At 67.3% G+C, this 22395-nt stretch carries 18 protein-coding genes and 4 pseudogenes; 11 read left to right on the top strand and 11 right to left on the bottom strand.

Annotated features, from left to right (window positions below):
* Window positions 1-128 precede the first annotated feature (128 nt).
* From ACWDX7_RS09285 to ACWDX7_RS09275, 3 genes are all read left to right on the top strand, one after another.
* Window positions 129-1355: a hypothetical protein gene (locus tag ACWDX7_RS09285; RefSeq protein ID WP_451490886.1), complete on the top strand. Its 1227-nt coding sequence runs from the start codon at window positions 129-131 to the stop codon at window positions 1353-1355.
* 45 nt (window positions 1356-1400) lie between these two features.
* Complete coding sequence (locus ACWDX7_RS09280; RefSeq protein ID WP_451490887.1) at window positions 1401-2507, top strand: NucA/NucB deoxyribonuclease domain-containing protein; 1107 nt, start codon at window positions 1401-1403, stop codon at window positions 2505-2507.
* A gap of 83 nt (window positions 2508-2590) precedes the next feature.
* Window positions 2591-3118, top strand: coding sequence for a hypothetical protein (locus ACWDX7_RS09275; protein ID WP_366865467.1), 528 nt, complete (start codon window positions 2591-2593; stop codon window positions 3116-3118).
* A gap of 106 nt (window positions 3119-3224) precedes the next feature.
* Here ACWDX7_RS09275 and ACWDX7_RS09270 read toward each other — a convergent pair.
* Together ACWDX7_RS09270 and ACWDX7_RS09265 are read right to left on the bottom strand one after the other, a co-directional pair.
* Window positions 3225-4435, bottom strand: a protein-coding gene (locus tag ACWDX7_RS09270; RefSeq protein WP_451490888.1) for an IS3 family transposase whose coding sequence is annotated in 2 segments (ribosomal slippage) — window positions 3225-4189 and window positions 4189-4435 — 1212 coding nt in all. Because the reading frame shifts where the segments join, the coding sequence is not laid out codon by codon here.
* A gap of 566 nt (window positions 4436-5001) precedes the next feature.
* Window positions 5002-5286, bottom strand: a complete 285-nt coding sequence (locus ACWDX7_RS09265; protein ID WP_451490889.1) for a hypothetical protein — start codon at window positions 5284-5286, stop codon at window positions 5002-5004.
* Window positions 5287-5315: 29 nt separating this feature from the next.
* On the opposite strand from ACWDX7_RS09265, the gene ACWDX7_RS09260 reads away from it, so the two are divergent.
* Entirely contained in the window at window positions 5316-5771 is a 456-nt protein-coding gene (locus ACWDX7_RS09260) for an SUKH-4 family immunity protein (RefSeq protein ID WP_451490890.1), read from the top strand.
* A gap of 15 nt (window positions 5772-5786) precedes the next feature.
* Here the strand turns inward: ACWDX7_RS09260 and ACWDX7_RS09255 are convergent.
* A pseudogene (locus tag ACWDX7_RS09255) lies at window positions 5787-6007 on the bottom strand (IS5/IS1182 family transposase); the annotation flags it as partial.
* A gap of 751 nt (window positions 6008-6758) precedes the next feature.
* On the opposite strand from ACWDX7_RS09255, the gene ACWDX7_RS09250 reads away from it, so the two are divergent.
* Window positions 6759-7661 carry a hypothetical protein gene (locus ACWDX7_RS09250; RefSeq protein ID WP_451490891.1) on the top strand — a complete coding sequence of 301 codons (903 nt, stop codon included), beginning with the start codon at window positions 6759-6761 and terminating at the stop codon, window positions 7659-7661.
* Window positions 7662-7804: 143 nt separating this feature from the next.
* On the opposite strand, the gene ACWDX7_RS09245 is transcribed toward ACWDX7_RS09250, so the two are convergent.
* The gene (locus tag ACWDX7_RS09245) at window positions 7805-8566 is read right to left on the bottom strand and encodes an NUDIX hydrolase (protein ID WP_451490892.1); all 762 of its coding nucleotides are present in this window, start codon (window positions 8564-8566) and stop codon (window positions 7805-7807) included.
* A gap of 120 nt (window positions 8567-8686) precedes the next feature.
* Entirely contained in the window at window positions 8687-9040 is a 354-nt protein-coding gene (locus ACWDX7_RS09240; RefSeq protein WP_451490893.1) for a DUF6415 family natural product biosynthesis protein, read from the bottom strand.
* Between the two features lie 260 nt (window positions 9041-9300).
* On the opposite strand from ACWDX7_RS09240, the gene ACWDX7_RS09235 reads away from it, so the two are divergent.
* Together ACWDX7_RS09235 and ACWDX7_RS09230 are read left to right on the top strand one after the other, a co-directional pair.
* Window positions 9301-10455 carry an XRE family transcriptional regulator gene (locus ACWDX7_RS09235; protein WP_451490894.1) on the top strand — a complete coding sequence of 385 codons (1155 nt, stop codon included), beginning with the start codon at window positions 9301-9303 and terminating at the stop codon, window positions 10453-10455.
* Window positions 10456-10691: 236 nt separating this feature from the next.
* Window positions 10692-10893 (top strand): annotated as a pseudogene (locus ACWDX7_RS09230) (transposase); the annotation flags it as partial.
* 1538 nt (window positions 10894-12431) lie between these two features.
* On the opposite strand, the gene ACWDX7_RS09225 reads toward ACWDX7_RS09230, so the two are convergent.
* Window positions 12432-12596, bottom strand: coding sequence for a hypothetical protein (locus ACWDX7_RS09225; protein ID WP_451490895.1), 165 nt, complete (start codon window positions 12594-12596; stop codon window positions 12432-12434).
* 76 nt (window positions 12597-12672) lie between these two features.
* Between ACWDX7_RS09225 and ACWDX7_RS09220 the strand changes: the two are divergent.
* A pseudogene (locus ACWDX7_RS09220) lies at window positions 12673-12987 on the top strand (ATP-binding protein); the annotation flags it as partial.
* Window positions 12988-14229: 1242 nt separating this feature from the next.
* On the opposite strand, the gene ACWDX7_RS09215 reads toward ACWDX7_RS09220, so the two are convergent.
* The 5 genes from ACWDX7_RS09215 to ACWDX7_RS09195 form a co-directional block, all read right to left on the bottom strand.
* Window positions 14230-14661 (bottom strand): cupin domain-containing protein, encoded by a 432-nt coding sequence (locus ACWDX7_RS09215; RefSeq protein ID WP_451490896.1) that lies wholly within the window; start codon window positions 14659-14661, stop codon window positions 14230-14232.
* A gap of 175 nt (window positions 14662-14836) precedes the next feature.
* Entirely contained in the window at window positions 14837-16696 is a 1860-nt protein-coding gene (locus ACWDX7_RS09210; protein WP_451490897.1) for a peroxidase family protein, read from the bottom strand.
* A gap of 26 nt (window positions 16697-16722) precedes the next feature.
* Complete coding sequence (locus ACWDX7_RS09205) at window positions 16723-18660, bottom strand: GMC family oxidoreductase (RefSeq protein ID WP_451490898.1); 1938 nt, start codon at window positions 18658-18660, stop codon at window positions 16723-16725.
* The gene (locus tag ACWDX7_RS09200) at window positions 18657-19055 is read right to left on the bottom strand and encodes a hypothetical protein (RefSeq protein WP_451490899.1); all 399 of its coding nucleotides are present in this window, start codon (window positions 19053-19055) and stop codon (window positions 18657-18659) included. The genes ACWDX7_RS09205 and ACWDX7_RS09200 overlap by 4 nt, the downstream gene beginning before the upstream one ends.
* Before the next feature lie 142 nt (window positions 19056-19197).
* Window positions 19198-19680 (bottom strand): hypothetical protein, encoded by a 483-nt coding sequence (locus ACWDX7_RS09195; RefSeq protein WP_451490900.1) that lies wholly within the window; start codon window positions 19678-19680, stop codon window positions 19198-19200.
* A 345-nt stretch (window positions 19681-20025) separates the two neighbouring features.
* Here ACWDX7_RS09195 and ACWDX7_RS09190 point away from each other — a divergent pair, with 345 nt between their 5' ends.
* From ACWDX7_RS09190 to ACWDX7_RS09180, 3 genes and pseudogenes are all read left to right on the top strand, one after another.
* Window positions 20026-20985 (top strand): trypsin-like serine peptidase, encoded by a 960-nt coding sequence (locus tag ACWDX7_RS09190; RefSeq protein WP_451490901.1) that lies wholly within the window; start codon window positions 20026-20028, stop codon window positions 20983-20985.
* Window positions 20982-21878, top strand: a complete 897-nt coding sequence (locus ACWDX7_RS09185; RefSeq protein WP_451490902.1) for a hypothetical protein — start codon at window positions 20982-20984, stop codon at window positions 21876-21878. Before ACWDX7_RS09190 ends, ACWDX7_RS09185 begins: the two co-directional genes overlap by 4 nt.
* Before the next feature lie 114 nt (window positions 21879-21992).
* A pseudogene (locus ACWDX7_RS09180) lies at window positions 21993-22244 on the top strand (IS110 family transposase); the annotation flags it as partial.
* Window positions 22245-22395 lie beyond the last annotated feature (151 nt).

Genomic DNA, 22395 nt, shown 5'->3' with positions numbered 1-22395 from the left:
TAAATGATCATGCTTCAGTAGGGGGAATCTTGCATTTACGGGGAAGACTGCTCGCGGCTCTGTCGGCGGTGGCGTCGGCCGTGGTTCTGCCACTGGCGTCGGCGTCGCCGGCCAGTGCCAGCGCGCCGGTGCAGAGCTGTAACGAAACCCATCAGGCCCGCATCTTCTTCTGGGCGGTGGCCTGTACCCAGCCCGGTCAGCCGGTGATCGGTGCGTTCGGCACCTGGCGGAACGTGCCCATCACCTTCGGCAGTGGCGGGGACGCCGGGTCTGCGCAGGCGTCGAACTACCTGACCATGGTGCCCAACACCGAAGGGGGGATGTTCGCCAACCGAATCGAGGTCGGTCTCTACGCCGAGAAGACCGGGGCGACGACCAGCACATACGGACCACGATGGACCGAGCTGGGCAACAGCGGGGGCAAGACGAAGGCGATCACGGCCGGAATCAACCCGGGGGCCGCGGACAACATGAACCACACCTACATGACGGTCCGCCAGGCCAGTGGTGACCAGTGGGACGTGCTGTACGACTTCAACTGGGTTGGCAGCACCACAGACCAGCTCAAGGTCCCACGCGGGAACTCCAACCGGATCGACATCGGTCTGGAGGTCATGGGACCCCAGCACGTGACGGTCCCGGAGATCGCGAACCGGGTCCAGTTCATGGCGGAGAACAAGGCCTGGTCCCGGGCCGCTACCGCGGACACGGCCCAGGTCGCCACTCTGGGAATCTGCGGACAGTCGAAGGGACTGCCTTCCGACCCGACGGCCGTCTACACCGCGCCGTACTGCTTCAACACAAAGCTGACGGACGCCACGAAGTTCACCCAGTGGACCGTGAGCAAGCCCGGCCCCACCCGAGCGCAGGCGAGCCCAGTGCCTCCCCGGTCGACAGGAACGCTCAACGGCGTCGACCACAAGGCGCTGTCGCGGTGCCTGGCCACCGACCCCGACGCCTGTCTGACCTCGGTACCAGGCCTGTCCGAATGCGTGCAGACCGCCAAGGTCTGCAACGCCGCCGCGCTCCAGAGCGCCCCCCGCTCCTCCGCGCGCGCGGACAGCGCCCCGGGGGAGGTGGCTGACATCGGCGTCCACGCCGCCGAGTCCTTCGGGGTTGTCCAGAACACCCTGCGCGTTACCACGGAAACCCGAGCGCCCGGCGCCGCAGCCACCTTCGGTCTCAGCTCGCAGTCGCCTGTCGCCGGTGACACCAACGTGGTGACCGTGGAGTCCTCGGCGCCGAACCACGGACTGGAGCAGCGTGGTCTGACCTTCCAGGGCTTCCGCGCCACCTACTCCGCCAGCACCGGCCAGCTCTTGGATGCCTGCTGGGGGCAGATGTGCCGCTCCTGACCAACCACTGCCGTGACCGCCCCGCCCATAGCCGAGGAGCCTTCCGTGCCTGACGGCCGCCCGTCCCTGCCCGGCCGAGCCCGTCGGCGCCGAACCGCGACGATGGTCCTGTCCACCGTGCTCATGCTCGCAGCCGGCCTCGGAACAGCTGGCCCAGTCAATGCAGAAACGATTCCGCAGACCGGTCCGAACGCCACGGCCGCAGTCAGCCAGCAGGAGAAGGACCTGCGCACCGAGTGCGCCACCCATCCGGAAGCGAACACCCGCAAGGGCTGGGTAAAGAGCCGCTTCGAGACGTGCGTGCACCAGCCCGTGACCCTCAAGCTCATGGACAAAGAGCGCCACCTGAGAGGCGAACTCTGGTTCGACCTGTGGATCCTCGGTTTCTCCTACGACGGATCCCGCCGTGTCGACTACACCAGCAGCATCGAGAACATCCGCACCAAGGCGGTCGCCGGTGAAAATCCCGCGACGTGGAAGATCGAACAGAACTTCAGCCACACGATCAACGCCTCGGCCAGCGGCCCCAACCCCCAGATGACCAAACCGGCCGTCACCACCCGCAGCGAGAACATCGCGCAGTGGACCGCAAAACCCTTCTGGCAGCTCAACTACACCTCGCCCGACACCGGCAAACTCGATCCCGCCAACGCACAGATCGTCACCGGGATGGTCTCCCTGGACATGCGGGTGAGCTCACCCACCGCGGTGCCCTGGACGGATCCCGTCATGGCCTACTCCAGCGTCCGCTTCGACTACACCGGCCGCGCGGCAGGCAAGTACAAGGGCACCGTGTTCACAGAAGCGCGCGTGGAACTCGTGATGAGCCTCAAGGACCCCTCCGTGGACCAGAGCGCCCGGCACATACTCGATGCCCAGCAGCTCCCCGAACGCACCTTCCCCTCCTGGGCCGGCAAGACCGTGCCAGGATCGACGGAACCCCTCCACCGCCGCATCAACAAGACCAAGCAGGACGAGAACCGGGACAAGTCGATCAGGGAGTGCAGGGAAGTGTGGGGTGACTACAGCGGGACCCCCCTGGAGTGCGACGAATATCCCTTCGCCTCAACCTACGAAGGCTCGACGAAGGGGGACAACCGCTTCTCGGTACGCCCGTCGACGGAGGAGACAACGGAAGAGGAGGCCTGCTGATACAGAAGGTGTATGAAGAGAACCGGATCCTCGACGGTGATCCCTTCTACGTGAAGATCAACCCCTGACCGATGGAGACGGCGATGGCACTCATCACCGAGTACCGCACTCCCGCCCGCCCGAATTACCGCCTCGTCGAGGTCTACGATGCTGACGCCTACCTCACCGACAGCGCCGCCGTCGACCTGGCCCACCAGCATGTCGTCGGCGGAAACGGCTACCACCTGTACCTGTACAGCCTGCAGCCCGATGTGACGGTTGAGGTGGCGATCCGCGTCTGGGACGCCCCTCGGCAACCACCCACTGACGTGGAAGGAACCCTGCCGGTGACGATCGAGTCGGAGACCGGGATCCTGGTGGTCGGCCAACTCACCCTCGGTCCTGCCGGAGAGATGACACTGCCCCGCCCTGGCGTGTATGAGGGGCACGCATCCTGGACGGGACGTGCCGCCACGGCGGCCTACTACGCCGAGACCCTTAGCCGGATTGACACCGACTGGACTACCGAGCGGATCGGTCAGGCCTGGAAGCAGAACCCTGTTACCGAGCAGTACACCCTCGATCTCTGGTTCGTAAGGGAATCCGAACCCGAGGACGAGGACGACGAATAGCCTTGGGGGACTGCTCCCCAGAACACCAGATGGGGCCCGTGGCTTCCGTCCACCCGCGCGGGAGCACGGACCCGTGAGGTTGATCCCGGGGAGTGGACACCGCGTTTCATGCGACGAGTGACAGCGTACGTGTCGTGATCAGTTGTTGTTCGAATTTGGCTGGTGCGAGGTAGCCGAGCGCGGAATGGCGGCGGCGCCGGTTGTAGTACGACAGCCAGCGGAACAGCTCGAGCCGGGCTTGTGCCTTCGAGGTCCAGCGCCTCCCGTGGAGCAACTCGCGCTTGAGGCCCTGGAAGAACGACTCGGCGAGGGCATTGTCATAGCTCGAACCGACCCGGCCCATGCTGCGCCGGATACCGTGCCGGCGGCACACCGCCGCGAAGGCGGCCGCACTGTATTGGGCACCCCTGTCGGTGTGGAAAACGACGCCGCGAACCCGGCCGCCGCGGGCGGCCACGGCCATCTCGATGGCGTCGGTGACCAACGAGGTGCGCATGTGGTCGGCGATCGACCAGCCGACCACCCTCCTCGAGCAGATGTCGATCACCGTGGCGAGATAGAGCCACGTCGCGCCGACGGCTATGTAGGTGATGTCACCGCACCACCTGGTGTTCAGCGTGTTGGCGGTGAAGTCGCGCATCACCAGGTCCGGCGCGGGCGGCGCGGTCCTGCCCGCGATCGTCGTCCGCTTCTTCCTCCGCAGGTGCCGCCCGACGATGTGGTTGACCCGCATCAGCCGGGTGACGCGCTCGCGGTTGATTCTCCGCCCCCTCGCACGCAGCTCGGCATGGACGCGCGGAGCCCCATACGCCCCCTGGTGCTCGGTGTGGATGGCGCGGATCTCGCTCACTGTCTGCTTCTCCTCGGCCTGGCGCTCGGCGCGGGCCTGCTCGGTGGCCAGGTGCCGGTAGTAACCGGCGCGGGACGCCCCGAGCACCCGGCAGATCCGCTTGACGCCGAAGTCGGCACGATTCTCGGAGATGAAGCCCCAGCGGCGGGGGCTCACTTCACCTCCCGAGCGAAATAGGCGGCTGCCCGGCGCAGGATCTCGCGCTCCAAGTGCCAATCCTTCTCCGCCTTCAACAGCCGGGCGTTCTCCGCCCGCAGCCGGGGCAGCTCCTCCACCGCGCTCACGCTGCCGTCACGGCCCACGGGCGCGGCCTGGGCCTCGTCTTTGCGGACCCACGTCCGCAGTGACTCCGCAGTGATGCCGAGATCCGCGGCCACCACCGCGTACGTCCGCTTGCCGGCCGCAGCGCGGTAGAGCGCGACCGCGTCCTTCCTGAACTGCTCCGGATACGGAGACTTGCGTCCCACCTGGGCATCCCTCCCTGGACCATCAAGATCGATTGTCAGGGTGTCCACTCCAAAGGATCAGCCTCAGTGGCTGAGGAGGCCCAGGCGGGTAGAACTCCGGAAGAAGCGTTCGAACCCACCCGGTCCTGCTGCTGTCCGGGCCTGCGAGGGCATCGGCGTAGGGGCGTTCGGTCTCCTGAGACACGGGAGGGGAGCGGCAGCGCCACACGGTGCGCGTCGCCTCGTCTTTTCCTCTCCGGGATACAGCGTGGCGCTGTCCCGGCGAGGTTCATGATCAGTCCGCGCCGATATGGGTGCGCGGGCCCGGACCGCTTTCCCGCGCTCTGGTACAGCCGGACCGCCTCCGGGCCTCGGCATCCCAGCATGCCGATTCGCGGCAGAGGACGGCGCGCGGTTGCTGAGGGCGTCGCGGCGGCCAAACGGTCAGCCGACGTGGCGGAAACCGTCGGTGATCGCGGCCAGAGAGCGCCTTCGGCAGCGCCGACACGCTCGCATCCAGCCGACCGGTCTGCGCCACTGTCGAGCTGGGCCCGTCTCTCTACCGGGGATCGTCTACCGCATGCCGCTCAGTGATCCGGATGGACGGCCTGTACGCCGGTGCCGTCGTACAGCTCAGGTTCCAGAGCGAGGAGGTAGCGGCCGGCGGGGAAGCCTGCCGAGGGGCGGGCCGCGTGGATGGCGTGGACGGCCGTCCAGGGGTGCCCGGCCCGCAGCAGTTTGGTGGCGGTCAGGGCGGCTGCGGTGTCGAACGGCTCTAGGTCGTGTCCGATGGGTCGTTCACGCGTCTGAGAGGATCGGATGGACGGATCAAGTACGGGGGTGTCGGTTGCCGAGCGCACTGTGGCTGCCATACGAAGCGACTTCTCTCACGCGCCTGTGTGTGAGCGCCGAGGCAGTGTCTGGGCTGATCGAGCATGGGTTGCCGGCCGACTGCAGTGGCATGTTCGTGCGGGACTCGGGGCGGGAGCTGGATGTCCGCGACCTTCCGCCGGGTCGGGCAGCGTTTCTCGGTGCGTTCGAGGACGGCGTCAACACGTACTGGCTGCTGATCGACAGTGGCGAAGTTTGGATGGTCCGCGGCTATGAAGGCGATGGTGACCAGCAGTACGGGCTGGTCAACTCCTCGGTTGCGGGTCTGCAGAAGGTCCTGGAGGTGTGGGAGGCGTTCGTCTGCTCGGGAAAGAGCGACGCGGACGACGACTACGAGGACTTCACCGAGGACGTGATCGAACGGGCACGGCAGAGCGATCCAAGCGCGTTCGAGGACGAAGAAGCCTGGTGGTCACGCGTCTTCCAGGAAGTCGAGCTCGGCGTAATGGTCCCGGAAGACGAGTAGGCGAGACCGCGGTGGTCACGGACGGAGCCACAGACGGATCGCCGCAACGGTAACCGTCCCGTGGAAGACGAGGCCCTCTTGTCGTAGCGGGTGGTGACCGCGCGGAACGTCTTGAGCCTGTTGATGGTGCGCTCGACCTCATTTCGGCGCCGGTAGACCGTTGTATCGAAGCCGGTGGGCCGACCGCCCTTGCTGCCCCGTCGTTGACGGTTGGCTCGCTGGTCCCTGGGTTCAGGGCCGGCGGGCCAGCCCTTGACGCCGCAGGAAACCCTTGCGGTCCGGCGGCGTGTGACGGCTGGCGGACGGGTCGTGGTGTCAGTCGCCTCCGCCGCCACCGCAGGAGGAACCGCCACCGCAGGAGGAACCGCCACCGCAGGAAAAACTGACGCCGTCGTTCTGCCACGATCCGGAACGCTGCTGCCTTCGCGATGACCTGCCGCCGAATGCGCCGCCGCGCCAGGCCTGGAAGAGGCCCCAGCTGAGACCGATCCCCACGACTACCAGGTATTCCATTTCCGTTACCCCCATTTTCCTCCATTCTCGCCTGCACGGGGATTCGCCGCACGGACCTCACGACAGCTGGTGCAGGCTGTCGGCATCCTCCACGGGGCGGCGGTGATCCGGAGGGCGGCCGCGTTTGCGGCCTTCCAAGCGCGCTGGGGCGGCATCGCACTGCCTCCGGCACCCGCGTACGAAGGCGGCCAAGCGGAACAGGGAGCTCTCCGTCGGCCGCACGTACGCGGCTCAATGACAACACGGGCACCATGCATGACGCGATCCAACTGCGCGGACCCGGACCTGGACGAAGTGCCTTCGCCCCCTAAATAACGATCGGCGTGTGGCGGCATACGCCCGCGCGGTGACTTTGCCACATGGAGACGTGACGCGTTCGGTCGTACCCACTGGGCTGTTGGTTAGCGACCGGTCACGGGCGGCTACTCAAAGAGACGTCAGGACTGGCTCCATCCGATAGAAGGGCAGTGACTGGTGTTCCCCCAGAACAATGAGCTCAAGATGGTGTGGCGTGGCGTCTCCGGAGACGAGCGCCTGTGGTCTGCGAGTTGGTCAAGGCTGAGCGGCTGGAAGGGCCCCCGAGAGCTTGGCGGAGGGTTCAGCAGCACCCACGCACCCTCACTGGCCGTCGCCAAGGCGTCGAGCGACGTGCACATGGTCCACAAGGGGTCCGGAACTGACCAGCGCATCTATCACAGCCGTCTCGGAGTGCACTACGTCGTGCGCACGCAGTCCGGTCCGTTCCAGACTACGGGTCGGCCAGGCATTGCGATCCTCAGCGGCCGTGAGGTGATTGCCTGGCGTGAGCCCAACAACAATGCGTTGATGTGGTCGACCAACGGCAGCCCGGGATGGTCCCAGCCCCGGCAGATCGGAGCCCAAACGAGCCACGGCCCCGCCATGGCAACGTTCGGCAACACCGTCTTCATGGTGTGGAAGGCGATCGGCGACGAGTCCCCGTACTGGGTGCAGTTCAACGGCAGCAGTTGGTCAGCCATCAAACCGCTACCGGTCGCCGCAGGCACCGTGCTGCTCAGCGACACTCCGGCCCTCATCCCGTCATTGACCGGCCTGACCATGGCCTACAAAGGTACCCAAAGCGATGCGCGCATCTGGCTGTCGGACTTTCAGCCGGGAAGTAGCTGGTCGGCGCCCCGTCCGGCCGTCCCGACCGACGGGGCCATCCATACCAGCCACGGGCCAGCCATCGGTACACAGGACGGGGTGCCGAGGCTTTCCTGGAAGGGACTCGGGGATCAGAAAGTCTGGTCCTCCGCCCAAAACGGAGGCAGGTGGACCGTACCGGGCCCCATCGCCCCCGCAATCAACTCCGCCGCCTCACCAGCGATGGTGTCCTACACCTCTCATCACCTATAGCGGCCAGTTGTTCAGCTCATGGACCGGCCCCAGGACAAGAGGCGGCCGGGTGACAACGGATCACCGGCACTGTTAGCCAGTGAGACGTGGGTCACGCGCCTACTGGCTCGCCTGACCCATTCAGTGCCGCTGGCCGCCAGAGTCTATCCCCCGATCCCTTGCTGGCCTGCCTGCGCGTGCAGTGCGGCGAGTAGGGCGAGGAAGTCGGCCGTGGGGCCGCCGAGCCCGGCGAGGTCGGCTCGTGAGCGGATGAAGGCGATCCGGTCCAGTTCCGGGATGAAGCCCTGTGCCCGCGGACGGGTGCTGAGCCTGCGGTAGGCGTCTTCAAGTGTGGCGGCCGGCTGGGCGGGCGCGCGGAAGTGCAGGCCGATGTTCCCCCAGTTTCCGCGTGTCACCGCCCACAGCGTCAACTTCTCATGCGCAACCGTGAAGCCGACTTCTTCGGCGAGTTCCCGGCCGGCATGCCGGGCCAGCGCGTCCTGGTCGAGCCTGCCGGTTGCGGTGGGCGGCTCGATCGTGCCTCCGGGCAGCTGCCACCGCCCGGAGGCGACGGTGGAGGCCGCCATCCGTCCCACGAGCAGAGCCCCGTCGCTGGTGGGCTGGCCAACCGTGACGAAGACGGACGGCGCCGGGGCAGCGTGTTCGGTGTCCAGGCGCAAGGTGAGGAGACGATAGGTGGCGCGGCACCACGACAGCACCATCGTCAGGGGGTCCTTCCACTCCACCCCGGTGCACACGACGACCGGTCCGTCGAAGAGTGAGGGGTTGTCTCCGGTCATCGCCTCCCACCTGCGGTTCATCGCCGCGCTCTGGGCGGCGTTCAGCTGGGGCGGCGCCGTTTCCACGAAATGGATGTGGCGTGCGTCGAGGAGTTCGACGGCGGGGCTGGACGGGGTGGTGGTCAAAAGGAGCTCCAGGTCTGGCCCTCTACACGGGCTGGCTGATCACTCGGCACGGGATCGGGCCGAGACACGCGGTGTAGGTGCGTTTTGCCGTGGATGGCGCGGACGGCGCCGTTGATCGGTTCAGTGAGGCTGCGTGTGGGGTCGGCCGTTAACAGCGCGGTCGTGGGCCAGTCCCAGCAGGAATCGGCAGGTGCGGGCCAGCTCCTGCAACCGGACGTAGGCCTGGTCCGCACCGGTAGGGAGTCCGGCTTCCAGCACGCGGCGGGTATCGGCTACGGCTTCGGCCACCAGCTGGTCGTCCCCGGCCACTGCGGGGTCTGCGGCCGGGCCGGTGCCGATGACGTCCAGCAGAAGGTTGAGGTGGCCGCTGAGCCATGCGAACCACAGGCAACGCAGCGGGCGGAGGAGTGTCGCGGGGTTCGAGGACGATGGCGACGGACTCGCTGATGACGGTGATGTCCAGAAGCGCGTCATCGTGGTTTTCACCCTCCGGCGCCACGAAGAAGCCGGTGGACTGTGTGGATACGGCCATGCGCGTCCCTCCTGGCAGTGGTCAACAAGCGGAGGGCTGGACGCTTGGCGGAACCAGGCCTCGCCCAAGGACCGTACGAGTGGCCGTGGAAGGCAGCGAGGACATGTTGGAGGACATCCCACGGGAGTACCGTCAGCGGGACACTGGTCGCGGCCGCAGTCGACGGCCGACCTTCGCTGCACCGTCCTGGCCGGGGGTAGCCATGTCGCAGATCCCAGGAAACCCGGCTTTTCGTACGGCCCGCCTGGAACGGGGCTGGCACAGCCAGGCCGACGTCGCCGAGGCCTACGCTCGGCACGCCGCGGCGCTGGGCGAGCCGACCAGCATCGACGTGCGGCAAGTGCGCCGCTGGGAGTCCGCGCGACCGGGCTGGCCGACCCGGTCGGCCAGGCGTGTGCTGCGCACGATGTTCGGCGTCCCCCTGCAAGAACTGGGCTTCACCCCGCACCGCGGCCAGGCACAATCCGCTATCGAGGAAGGGGAAGCCGCGGTGCGGCGACGCTCATTTCTGCACGGCGTACTCGCCGGTGCCACACCCGTCGTGAGCACCGCCGGTAGGGGTCAACTGACGGCGGCTCTCGCCGATGCCGGCCGCTACAATGACCGCGCCCTGGTCGACCACCTGCGCACCGCCCTCGACGAGGCCGCCCGCGCCGACGGAAGCACCGGGCCGCGCAACGCCCTGCCGAAGGCGACGGACATCCTCTGTGTCATCGACGCGCTTGCACACAACGCATCCGAGGCGGTGCGCAAGGATTTGCTGGCTATCGGCGCCCGGGCGGCGGAGTTCACGGCCTTCCTCCACCGCGACGCCGGAGCCCCGCCCCACGTCGCCCTGTACTTCTACGACCGCGCCGCGGAATGGGCGACCCTCACCGGCGACGGCCCCATGCAGGCCTACGTACTCCTGCGCAAGGCGCAGGCCACCGACCGCCGCGACGCCGCCCGCATGCTCGACCTCACCCGCGCAGCCGCTCACGGCCCCTGGAAACTGCCGCCCCGAGCCCGCGCCGAAGCCCTCCAGCAGCACGCGCGGGCCCTCGCTGTGACCGGCGCTCGCCCGGACACCGTCGCTCAGAGCCTCGACCAGGCACACGACGCACTCGGCGAGGCCGGACCAGCCGAACCGTCAACCTGCACCGGTCCCCTGTGCGCCGGGTACAACACCGACCGGCTCATGGCCCAAAGCGCCATCAGCTACCGGAAGCCGGCCAGTCCACCCAAGCCGTGGACCTGCTGCGCCAGCACCTGGCCCGTGGGGTCTTCGCACCCAGAGACCGTGCGTTCTTCAGCGCACACCTGGCCGGCGCTCTGGCCGCAGCAGGCGAACCCGACCAGGCCGCCGCAACCGGCCTGACCGCCCTCCGGCTCGCCGCCGGACCCGGATTCGGCCAGGCCCTCGGAGAAATCCGCCGCACCGTAGGACACCTGCGCCCGCACGCACGCAGACCCGCCGTCCGCGAACTACGCCAAGCCCTCACCGCCCTGACACCCGTCTAGGACTTTGTCCGGCCGATCATGTGGCTACTCCACAGTCGTGTCGTTGATGTGGACATGGGGCGGGGTGATCTGCGTGACGCGGAGTAGGAACGGCTGTGGCCGTTCCTCCCGGTCAGCAACGGGCGTTGTGGCAGGTGGCGGGATCATCGGCAGGGGATCGACGGGATTCTGCACAGGTGCGGACCGGCAGTGGCGTGACCTGCCCGAACGGTTCGGCCCATGGAAAACGGTCTATGAACGCCATCGCCTATGGTCGGCCGACGGGACCCGGGAGCGCCTGCTCCAGCAGGTCCAGGCCGCAGTGAGCGACGTTGACCTGGGAAGACGCAGATTGCCCCCCATGGTCATCGGTGGATCCGGGCCGAGGCACTCGCTGTTGCCTGTCCTACCACTCGATGGTTTGCCGCGAACTGCCGCACTCGATAAGGTGCAGCGCCTGCAGGAATCCCCACCGGATGAGAACCATGCGGTGGCTCTACCCCTAGCAGGGATGGCGTTGCGAGGACCGGCGGGAACTCCGCTACCCGTACATCAGGGCCGACGCCACAAGCCTGATCCTGCCCGGATGAAACCGGCGCAATGGTGACACGCAAGCGCATGGCACACGTGTAATCGCGAAGCATTCCACAAGAGGTAGGTCCCGATATGGTTCCGGCGGGATCTCTCGTCCTAAGCGAACACTGGGAGAACGTATGAAACGCCGATCACAGTTCATGGCTGTCGTAGCGGCCGCCGCCGCCGCATGGGCAGTCGCAGTTTTGCCCGCAGCTGCAGTAAGTGCTGAACACGATCACACCGACGTCGACAGCGGTGGCAGTCACGGATTTGACGCATGCCGAGTCGCGTCGTATGGGCAGGGCTGCTTCGCCGAATATGGGGAGTGGTTCTCGGTGGACGATTACGCGGCAGACGGTAAGTCTCCGGTCGTAATGTGGGAGCTGTACGACCGGGACTATGCGGGCGATTTTACGGATCGAGTCCGGTTTGGCTACATCTGGCATAGCATGGGCGCCAACGAACTAGGATGGCAGAACAAGTCGTTCACCGACGGCCTTCAGCTCAGGTTTAAGCTGTGCCTCGGAGACCACACGGACCACGCGATACCGAGCAGCACCTGCACCAGCTGGGTGTACACCACAGCCTAAAGTTGCCCAATGGGTGCTTCTTCGCTTCGGCGGGGAAGCACCCCATTTAGTTTGACCAGATGGCGGTTTGCCCATGCGAGTCACGGTAACCTCGAACTGAGCCAGGCCGGGTGCGCCGTCAGAGGTGAGCTGCGCCGCGGGAAACGCTTACAAGCGCAACTGCGCCAGCTGCCGCCCTGACCCCGTCTCTCCGACAGGCAGGCTGCACGACCACGCCCCATCGGACAGCTGCAAGTGGGCCATCGAGTCCGGTTGTGTGACAGGACAGTCCTGCGATAACCGCCGCACCAGACTGCAGGGCTACCGTCGCCCCATCCGTCGGGCATTCTCAGCCTCGCCCACGCCCGGAGTCTGACGCGGCCCGCGCGGAACGTCGAAGCGGCAGCGCTCATGATCGGCTTCGTCGCGCGGCTGTGCGTGCGCGGGCGTAGGCGTGATTGACCTCCTATAGGCGGCGAAGTCGCGTAGGACGCGCGGTAGCCATCGATGGCGCTGATGACGCGGTCGGTGCTGCTACTCGTCCCAGCCGGCGCCCTGGTCGTCGCCGTCAAACGGGGCGTTCGCCCCGTCCGGTGTGCTCCGTCTCCAAGTCGTAAACACCCCGTAGCTTCGGGGAGCCGCAGCTACTGAACTTGAACTTGTGATGTCGGTGGTGTCGCGGAGGCCGCTGGACGCTGGTCGTTCGAGATCAAGAGCGTGTCTGCAACCAGTGACGCGCGGCGGCGAGTGTCACTTCGATGTCGTCGCTCCATGAACAGACTTCCAGCCACGACAGGTAGCCGTCCTGCGTGAAGACCAGGACCTCGCCTGGGCACTCGCCAGCTTCGGTGACGAGCTGCGCTTCGGCCGCCACGACCGTGCTGGGTCCGGTGGGTGCGGGCTCTACCTCGCTGGTGTCGAGTTCGAAGTAGGCGGTGCCGCACCCGCATGTGCAGCAACGCTACGAAAAGGGCCCCATCATCCTGACCTCGAACAAGACCTTCAGCGAATGGGGACAGGTGTTCGGCGACGAGGTCCTCGCCACCGCCATCCTCGACCGCCTCCTGCACCACTGCGACGTGATCTCCATCAACGGCCCCAGCTACAGGCTCGGCCGCAAGAGACAGATCGTGGTCGACACCAAAGGGATGCCCGTCATGATCATGGTGACCCCGGCCGACATGACCGACCGGGACGCGGCCCGCGAACTCCTCGACTGGGCGAATCCTACTGAAGTTGAACTGGTGATGTTGACGCCGAGTTGATCACCTTGGTGCGCTGGCCCGACCCCGCGAGTGGCACCAGTCCTCGTAGTCGCAGGACCCAGGGGTACGAACCAGGGCTCGGGTGTGTGCCGCCCAGTTGCAGACCCATGCTTCTCCGGTCGACGTTGACTCGTCGGTCAGCGCGCCCAGCCTCACTTCAGGCATCGTCCGGAAACGTGCGCACGGCGTTGCCCAGCCGTCAGCACAGACAGCCAAGGAAGAACTGGTGGCGAGGGCACCACCCTTCGGCTACCACGGTCACGAATAGCGAGTCTCCGATCGCTACCCATGGCGCGCTCATCCGAGCACAGCGAGGCGGAGTTGCTGATGTCACGGTTGACCACCGATTCGCTCCGGGGCCAAGGCCTCAAGCTCCAATGCCTGTCAAAGCGCCGACCAAGCCCGGCAAACCCCCCGCCCATGGGGCAGTCTGCGCTTGTCCTCAGGTCAACGCAGGCCATCTGTGTCGTCGCACTCTTCGCCGACTGGGAGTGGCCGATGGTCGTCCCTCGGGGTCTCGCTGTAAATGACCGAGGAGACAGCCTCGTCGTATGCATCGTCGAGGCCGTTCCCGCTTGTACCGAGCATGTTCTCCCAGTCAATTCCCATACCTACGAGCCTATCTGCACCGCTCGAGTGCATCGGCGATGCGGGACACTGCGACCCTGTGGCTGCACAGCCGGGAGCTACATCCGATCGACGGATCTACGGGCCCGCAGTCAGCCGAAGGTCAACCAGGACAAATGAGCTGCTCGACGCCGCTGTCACGCCATTCGAGCCGACGCCATCAACCTGCGCTCCGCGCACGGTTCACCGATGGGGAGGCAATGGTGGCGGCGTCTACGACAAAAGACGCCCGTGCACGTCGGCGGACGATCATGCGGCAGCTGTACGGGCACCAATTCACGCGCCTGCCTACGGCAGCGCCAGCCACACGGTGCTGATCAGCAGCGCGGACCTCGTCGTCCGCTCCTGGCTACGGGCGAAGCACCTCACTCAAGGGACGCGCAGATCCACAAGGCCGGTGCGAGCGGCGCCGCGCTGCACTCGACGCAACACAGGCGCATGGGAGAGGCCGGGATCGATCCTTCGGCATACGGCTTCCACCGTCTGCGAGGTGGTCATGCCATTCAAGCAAGTCTGAACGGCGCGAGCACCGAGGAGATCATGCGGGCCGACCGGCGGCGGAAACCGGAGACGGTGAACGTCTACGACCGCGGGTTCAACCTGGCCGCCCGCAACTCAGCCGGCCCCGACGCGTAGCGGACTGACCCTGGACTCCAGCCACCCCGGCAGGTCCAGCAGCCGGACGCCCTCCTGCTCATCGGGATCGGTCCGCGCTACCAGGCACACCATGTCCTCGGCACCGGTGTTCACCGGCATGTGCGGGGTGTCCGCGGGGATGTGGAGGTAATCGCCCGCCCGCAGCACCACATGCTCGGTCAGTCCCTCCCCGTGCCAGACCTCGACCTCTCCGGGCTGGATGAAAATGGCCGACTCGTGCCCCTCGTGCAGGTGAGGACGCCCCCGGGTCCCGGCAGGCATCACCAGGCGGTGGAGACACAGTCGCTCCGCTCCCGCCGACTGGGCGCTGATGCCCGCGCCGAACGTGCCACCCTGCACGCCCTCGTACTGACCGGTCCGCACCACCGTGCACTGCTTCTGATCTGGCATACGCGCAGTACAACAGCCCGCCCACGGCGTTCGATCAGTTCCTGCCAGCGCATGCCGAGGCCGGCGCGCCCCTGGACCGACGGGACGGCCGCTACGCAGGCCAAGCCTCTCCTGGCTCAGTACGCCGGCGTGCCACGGAGTGTCGAACCCCGTGGAGCGGGTGCGTCACCACCCGTCAGGAATGAGTGCCGCCGCGGGCGGTGTGCCAAGGCACGAACGCGTTCTTCAGCCCCGCGAGGGCTGTGCGCAGCTCCGGGTAGTGGCGCAGCAGCACGGTGATCATGCTGTTGTCGTCGATCCAGGCCATGCCGGCCTTGGAGTACACCTCGGGCGTGTAGTAGTCGGTGAAGAAGCGGTCGCTGTTCAGTCGGCGCGAGGCCATCAGGATGAAGATGCGGAAGGCCGTGTCGCTGAACGCGAATCCGGTCGGAAGCTTCTCCGCGTACATCCCGACCATCAGGTCGACCTTCTCGATGTCGTCGTCGTAGAGCCGCTGGATCTCCTTGGCCCACACGGGGTTGTCCGTGAGGTCCTCGAAGCTCGCCGCGGGCTTCAGCCGCAGCAGTCGCCGGAATTCGTTGTAGCGGGGGACGCCCAGTTCCCGGTTGCGCAGGATGTCCGTGGCGGCGAGGTCCTGCCGTTGTCCGTCAGGGCGCTCGAAGTCCTGGAGGAACTTGGGAAAGTTGTGCAGGGTCACCAGTCCCGGGTGGAGGGTGCCGAAGCTGTAGAGCAGGTTGGCCATCCCCTTGGTCTTCAGCATGTTGAGCGCCTCGGGTCCCGCGATGTCGCGGAAGGTGCAGTCGCTGAGGGTGGAGTCGTCGGTGACGGAGCGCAGGTGCCAGTCGTCGCGGACGAGCGGGTGCATGCGGTAGACGGCCACGAATTCCTCCGTGAGGGCGTACGGGACGCCGTAGTGGTCCGTCTTGCTGCCGGGGATGCCACTGACGGTCTCGCTCTCCGAGATCCGGCCGAAGAGGTTGTGGACGCGCTCGCCCGCGAGGCCCCACCAGTTGGCCCGCAGGGCCTTGACGGTCGTGGGGTGGCTGATCACTGCCGGCGTCCACTCCACCGTGTGGATCTTGGCGAGGAGTGCGGCATTGACGAGCCGAGCCCGCTGGAACAGCTCCTCGTCGTCCCAGGACGGGTAGGCGGCGTGCAGGTGGTCGCAGATCGCGTTGTGCTCCTGGGTGAACAGGTTCTGCATCAGGACGAGGCCCAGCCAGAAGCCGGGAACGCGCGAGGGATCGCGAGAAGGGTCGGACGGAAGCGGGGCCGACCCGTCGCCGAAGAGGTGCAGCTTGCCCGTCTTGCCCGTGCGCACCTGGAGCTGTTCCGCCTCGTTCGTCCCGTAGATCTGGGACGCGTCCCACCAGTGGGACGAGACGTTGACGCGGGTGTCGGGAGTGCCGGCGGGCGACTGGGGGTCCCGGGTCGGGTCGTCCGGTGTCCGCATGATCCGCATAGGGCGTTCCGGCCACGGATCGTCGTCCATGAGTGGCACTTCCCAGGGCCGTTCCATGGGGCTTGTTCCGTGACTGAACCAGTCGCGGACCATGAACTGCAGCCAGGCGGCGACCAGGGAGTTGACCGACTCGGCCGGGATCAGCTCGTGGCGGGTGAGGAGGGCGCGGCTGACCTCGCGCGGGTTCGGCCGCGACAGGACGTTCTCGGGCGTGGCCGGGGCGATCTTGTCCAGCGGGATGTTGCGGCCGAAGCGGGTCCCCGCCATGCCCATCCGCGGCTCGTCGAGGTCGTTGTGGCTGCCGTCGGCAGTCCGGTTGACCCGGTGACTCGGGGAGGGCGGCGCGGGATCGGGAAGGTTGGCGGAAGGCAGTCGGGAGGTGTCGTGGAGGTTCTTTTGACGGAGCTTGACGCGCAGGCCGAGAAGGGCCAGCAGGCCGGGCGTGACCGCCAGGTTGTTCCAGCCGGTGCGTCGGTCGACGAACTCGGCGATACGGGTGATGATCCGCCAGGGTAGGGATGAGCGGTACCCGGAGCGGGATCGCCGGGGGGCGGTGCGTCGTTGCGTGCTCATCGTGGTCTCCTAGGATCGGTTCCCGGTCAGGTCGGGTGTCGCGATGCGGCCACAGGGCTGCGCGTGCGCGACGCATCGCCGAGGATCACGTCGCTCGCCTTCTCGCTGATCATGTAGATCGGAACGGCGATGAAGAATCCGGGAATGCGGGGGAAGACCGAGGCGTCGACGATCCGCAGGCGGTCCACACCGCGTACCCGGAAGCGGCTGTCCACGACGGCCGAGGGATCGTCGGCCCGGCCCATCCTGCAACTGCAGGACGCGTGATGGCCCCATGCCTCGTCCTGTACGAAGCGGCGGACGCTCTCGGTGTCGCCGACCTCTTCGCCGGGCCAGAGCTCCTCGCGGATCACGGAGTCGGCACTGCGGTTCATGCTGCGTACGAACTCCACGGCGGAGGCCATCGCGTTGAGGTCCCGAGCCTCGTCGTCCGTGCCCTCGGTGAAGTAGTGGAAGTTCACCAGCGGGGTGTCCCGGGGGTCGGCGGAGCGCAGTCGCACCCGGCCGTTGGTGTTGTGGGTCCGGCTCTTGAGGATGGCCCACGTGAAGCGGTCCCGGTGGCGTGTCAGGTCGCGCGAGTAGCCGGGGTAGTAGCCGCGGAAGTCGAAGGGGCCGCCGAAGATGAACAGGTCGGGGGCGTCCAGCGACGGGCGGGACTTGCGGGTGATGCCGACGACGGCACCGTTGGTCGTGTACAGGCCCTCGCCCAGCTGCCAGGCCCGGTAGCAGCGGTCCGGTTCGGCTCCCGGCTTCGGTGCGTGGAAGTCACAGTCCTTGATGACCGGGAACTCGCGGTCCATCTGGCTCACCACGCCGATCTCGTACCGGTCCTGGAGGTTCGCGCCCACGCCCTGGAGAGGGACGCGTACCGGAATGCCGTGCCGTTCCAGCTCCTCAGGTGGGCCGATGCCCGAGAGCATCAGCAGCTGAGGCGTGTTGAAAGCCCCCGCGGCGAGGACCACCTCACGGGAGGCGAGCACCCTGCGCGGGACCGGCGACGCGGGACCGTTGTGGTGGCCGGGGTCGGCCCGGTAGGCGTGCGGCTGGTCCAGGTAGGCGACGCCGGTCGCCGCTCCCTCCTCGTCCAGCACGACGCGCGTCACCAAGGCGTTCGTCCGGACGACCAGGTTGTCCGGGTGGCTGCGCTGTACGGCCCGCACACGTTCCCGGGCGGCGCTGCGCCGCCCGTCGGCTGTGGAGATCGGGATCTGCCACAGCCCTTGCAGGCCCTCGGTCTGCACGCGCCAGTCATTGGGATCGACGAAGGATCCGAGCCCCTCCAGAGGGGAGAGCGGCCGGCCGATGAAGCCGGCGAGCGTGTCCTGCGCGGCGGACAAGATGACCGACAACAACTGCTTGTCCTGGATGATCAGTTCGGGGTCGGCGAGGTCGGTCGGCAGCCAGCCGTCGAACCCGTGCCGCGAGTCGTTGCGGTACCGGGCCGCGGCGAAGGGGAGAAGTTCCAACAAGGCGGCCAGCAGCCGATTGCCGGGCGGCTTCTTGGGCCGGGGCCGGTACGTACAGCGCTCCAGCCGCTCGAAGTACCGGCGCATGGCAGTGCCGCGCCAGGATGCGTCGCCCGTCTCCCGCGCGATGTCGTCCCAGTCGTGGTTGTACGGATAGACGGTGATCAGCGCGTGATGCGCGGTGCAGCCGCCGACCGTCCCGGCCCGCGGATAGAGGATGCCCTCGGGCACGAGCTTGCTGTCGCGCTGGTGCTGCTGCTCGTCCGCGTAGTGCCGTACGAAGTAGTCCCAGCGCTGGACGGGGTCCTCGGAAGCATCGGCGTGGAAGGCGGGCACCAGGTAGTTGTCGTTCTCCTCGGCACCACCCGCGTCGAGCAGCAGGACGCGCATGCCCGCCTCGGCGAGGTTGGCCGCCAGCGGTCCACCGCCGGCGCCCGCGCCGACGACGACGTAGTCGAAGCCCGTCTCGGCCGACGGGGCACCGGATTCCGTGGTCACTTCCCCTTCCTCTTCCCGAAGTCGGCCGCGCTGGCGGCCAGGGTCGTATTGACGGCCGAGATGAGCGTCGTCAGGGCCGCGGTACGGGGCGGCAGTTGGCCGCGGATGCCGAGCAGGGCGGCAGTCGCGGTGTCGCTGCCGTGGATCAGGACGCCCTCGCGAAGGTCTTCCTGGAGCCGCCGGCCGCGGTTGGTGAGCAGATCGAGACCGAGCAGGATCGTACGGATCCCGAAGAGCCGGAAAGCGTAGACGGCCGCCGGACTGAGGTCACGGTCCGGGTCGAGGCGCCGGATGAGCAGGGTGGGCGTCAGCAGTCCGGTGACGCCGTTGAAGAGCCGGATGCCGGCCAGTGCGTAGACCGAGGCCGGACGGCGGGCCGGGCGTTGCTTGGCCATGGTGTCTCCCTGGAGTGCAGAGCGGCTTCTGCGGCCACGACTAGCCCCCGGGCATACGAGAAAAAATGCCCCAAAAACCACACTAGGGGGATGACGGTGCGCTTGCACCTCGAGACCGAGATGAGGCGCGGACTTTCGCACGTCAGGGTGTCGGCGGCGGTGTCAGTGATGCGGCATCGGGGAGCAGCTCCGGGTGATAGGCGCAGAGTGCGGCACCCGCGAGCCACCAACCGCGGTACACCAGGGCCCGGCACAGGCGTACGTCCAGCCGGTCGAAGACGGTCGGCACGAGCGACAGGTCTCGATTCTCGAAGCTCCGCTTTTCCTCGAAGGCGCCACGCCACCGGTCGAGCGTCCCCAGGGCGTCCGGCGAGAAGTGGGTGGACAATCCCACCAGGATTCCCCGGCGTGCACCGAGTGGCGTCTCCCCGTCGGGCCCGGCCGCCCGGCCCCGCTGGAAGCGCTCGACGACCGCTCGGGTCCGCAGGGCAGTGCTCTGCCGGTACAGCAGGGAGTTCGCACGGGCGAGGTCACGGATCACGGGGATGCGCCCGTACATGCCCGGACGTAGCAGGCCGCCGTCGAGAACGAGCAGGAAGGCGTGTCGGTACGGCGGCTGTGGCAACTCGGGGACGAGGGCGCACCGGGCGAGCTGGTCGCGAGCATGGAAGACGACCCCGAAGGGCCCTTCGGCAGCAGGGCGTTCACGTTGACGCTCTCGGAGACCATCGACAGGGGAATTTGTGCCCCCTACCAGGTCGTATGCGTGGACGTCACCGACACCGCGCTCCAAGCCGCGCAGCTCCTGGGCGCCGAAGGCCGCACGGACGAGGTCCGCGGGGCGCGGCTCGCCGCTGCAGACCGCACTGGTAAGAGCGTCAGCCGAGCATCACCCGTTTGCCCGCGCGCGCCTCCGTGGGTGACGACGTCCCTGATGCAACCTGGGTCTATTCCTGCCCTTGGGGGAGACATGCCCGACGAGACCGACGGCGCCGCGGCGCGGTGGGCGGCCGACACCGACCAGATCTCCAGGTCCTACGCGGCCATCGCCGCCAACGACCCCACTATCGCCAACGACAAGAGCGCCGTCGAGCGCAGGCGCAAGCGTCGCAAGGCGCACGACCCCCGCAACGAGGTGCACATCGGTGCGGATGACTCTCTGTGGGTCACATTCCTCAGCCGCGGCCTCGTCGTCTCCCGGGCGGTCGGGCGTGTGGTGCACAAGGAGCCGGGTCAGCCGGCTGTCGCATACGGGTCCGGAGTGCTGGTCTCGCCCCGCCTGTTCATGACGAATAACCATGTCACGCCCAACGACTTCCCTCCGTCGCAAGGCGCGGCGGAGTTCGACTACGAGCACAGCGACGACGGCACGGACAAGCCGTTCACAAGCGTCCCGTTCGACCGCCGGACGTTCTGGTTCACCGACGAGGAACTGGACTTCTCCCTTGTCGCCCTCAAGGACCTCGACGGTGCGCCGCCCGGCGAAAGGCAGGGCTGGGTACGCCTGATCGGCCAACAGGGCAAATGCCTCAACGGCGAAGCGGTCAACGTCATCCACCACCCCGACGGCGAGCGCAAGCGCGTGAGCATCCGCGAGAACCGGGTGGTGTCAAAGGACGTCCAGTGGCTGCGCTACACGAGCGACACCCGCGACGGCTCCTCGGGATCACCGGTGTTCAACGACCAATGGGAAATGGTCGCCCTGCACTGTCGAGGCTTCGCGGCCATGAAGGGCGACAGATTCCTCACCCGTACCGGCGAGATCTGGACGCGCGACATGGGTGAGGAAGCCATCCATTACCTGGCCAACGAGGGGTTGAGAGTCAACCGCATCGTCAAGCGCCTCAAGGAGGCGAGGGCCGCTCTCAACCCCGACATGCGCGCCCTCGTCGACGAGGCGCTCACGAGGAACGACGCAGGCAATTCATGACGCCGACCTTGCTGTTCGTGCACGGCCGCTGCCAGCACGGCAAGGATCCCGGCAAGCTGCAACGCAAGTGGTCGGCTGGGCTGGCCGCGGGCCTCGTCCTGGCCGGGCGCCCCCCCGCCAACCAAGTGCCGGTCGCGTTCCCCTTCTACGGCGATCTCTTGAAGCAGCTTGAGGGCGAACTGGCCGTGAGCGACACGGACATCGACCTCGAAAGCCTGCGCCGCGACCGGACCGACGGCGCCGACCCGTTCCACCCGGAACTCGGCACCAAGGTCGGCCGAGTCGAGCGCGAGCTCTTGCAGGACCTGGCGTCCGCGAGGAGCGACGAAGGTGCCACCCTCGTGCAGCGGGAGACGCAAGGCGAAGGCTTGCAGGATCTGCTCTCGTGGCGCGGCGCCCGCCGGGTCCTGCGCTGGTTCGCCGACAACACCAAGTTTGACACGGGGATCATCGAACTGTTCCTGCGCGACGTCGCCGTCTACCTGACACATGGCCGCGCCCCGGTGTTGGCAGAGGTACGGACGTTCGTCCCGGCGACAGGACCGGTGGTCCTCGTATCGCACAGCCTCGGCTCGGTCGTCGCGCGAGACCTCCTCGCCGACGACGGCCTTCGTGCCCGTACCAAGCTCTGGATCACCGCGGGCTCGCCGCTGGGCCTGGACGCTGTCGTCAGGAACCTCCCAGCCGACGAGCGGACGCATCCGGGTACCCCCTGGCTGGACACCTTCGACGTCAACGACTTCGTCGCCACCGGCCATCCCCTGACACCCCGCTGGGGACAGCCGCTCGAGGAGATCGAGGTCGACAACAAAGAAGAGCCCCATGCCATCGAGCGCTACCTGGCCCACCCCGAGGTAGCCGCTGGCATCGCCGACGCGCTGGGGCTGACCTGACACACCGGCAACTCCCGCCGTGACGAGCCTCAGTACCGCAATCACGAGGAGGGCGGCGCCTGTGGCGATGGACGATAGGCCTCCTCGCGCCAGCCGCACGCTCACGCCGCCAGGCAGGCCGCCGCCCGCATCCTCGTCGACGTCGGTGACGGCAGCAGCTTCGCCACCGCCGGCCACCTCGCCGCCTACGCCGGCCTGGCACCCGTGACCAGAGCCTCGGGCTCGTCCGTCCCCGGCGAACATCCTTCCAGGCGAGGCAACAAACAGCTCAAACGGGCCTTCTACCTCGCCGCGTTCGCCTCGTTGTCCCAGCCCGAGTCACGTGCCTACTACGACCGCATGGCTGCGTCAGTGACAACTCACTCCAGCGGTAGGTCAGTTCTGACTCCGTTCAGGGGCCTCAGGGCCAAGATCTGAATGTGAGAGGGCGGTTCGTGAGTTGATGTCCATTTCCGGGTGAGGCTGGGGCAGGCTGTCACGGTGCTCGGTCGGCTATTGCGTCCTGGTGAGGCTGCCG

The organism is Streptomyces sp. NPDC003034 (genome assembly GCF_053591375.1).
Note: the sequence above shows the minus strand (reverse complement) of the source record. Positions and strands in the feature narration are given on the sequence as shown.

Bases quoted from the DNA above. Each gene is read 5' to 3' on its own strand.
- ACWDX7_RS09190 (WP_451490901.1), top strand. From the start codon at position 20,026: ATGCCCGACGAGACCGACGGCGCCGCGGCGCGGTGGGCGGCCGACACC.
- ACWDX7_RS09185 (WP_451490902.1), top strand. From the start codon at position 20,982: ATGACGCCGACCTTGCTGTTCGTGCACGGCCGCTGCCAGCACGGCAAG.
- ACWDX7_RS09235 (WP_451490894.1), top strand. From the start codon at position 9,301: ATGTCGCAGATCCCAGGAAACCCGGCTTTTCGTACGGCCCGCCTGGAA.
- ACWDX7_RS09215 (WP_451490896.1), bottom strand. From the start codon at position 14,661: ATGCCAGATCAGAAGCAGTGCACGGTGGTGCGGACCGGTCAGTACGAG.
- ACWDX7_RS09265 (WP_451490889.1), bottom strand. From the start codon at position 5,286: ATGGCAGCCACAGTGCGCTCGGCAACCGACACCCCCGTACTTGATCCG.
- ACWDX7_RS09240 (WP_451490893.1), bottom strand. From the start codon at position 9,040: ATGACGCGCTTCTGGACATCACCGTCATCAGCGAGTCCGTCGCCATCG.
- ACWDX7_RS09200 (WP_451490899.1), bottom strand. From the start codon at position 19,055: ATGGCCAAGCAACGCCCGGCCCGCCGTCCGGCCTCGGTCTACGCACTG.
- ACWDX7_RS09210 (WP_451490897.1), bottom strand. From the start codon at position 16,696: ATGAGCACGCAACGACGCACCGCCCCCCGGCGATCCCGCTCCGGGTAC.
- ACWDX7_RS09275 (WP_366865467.1), top strand. From the start codon at position 2,591: ATGGCACTCATCACCGAGTACCGCACTCCCGCCCGCCCGAATTACCGC.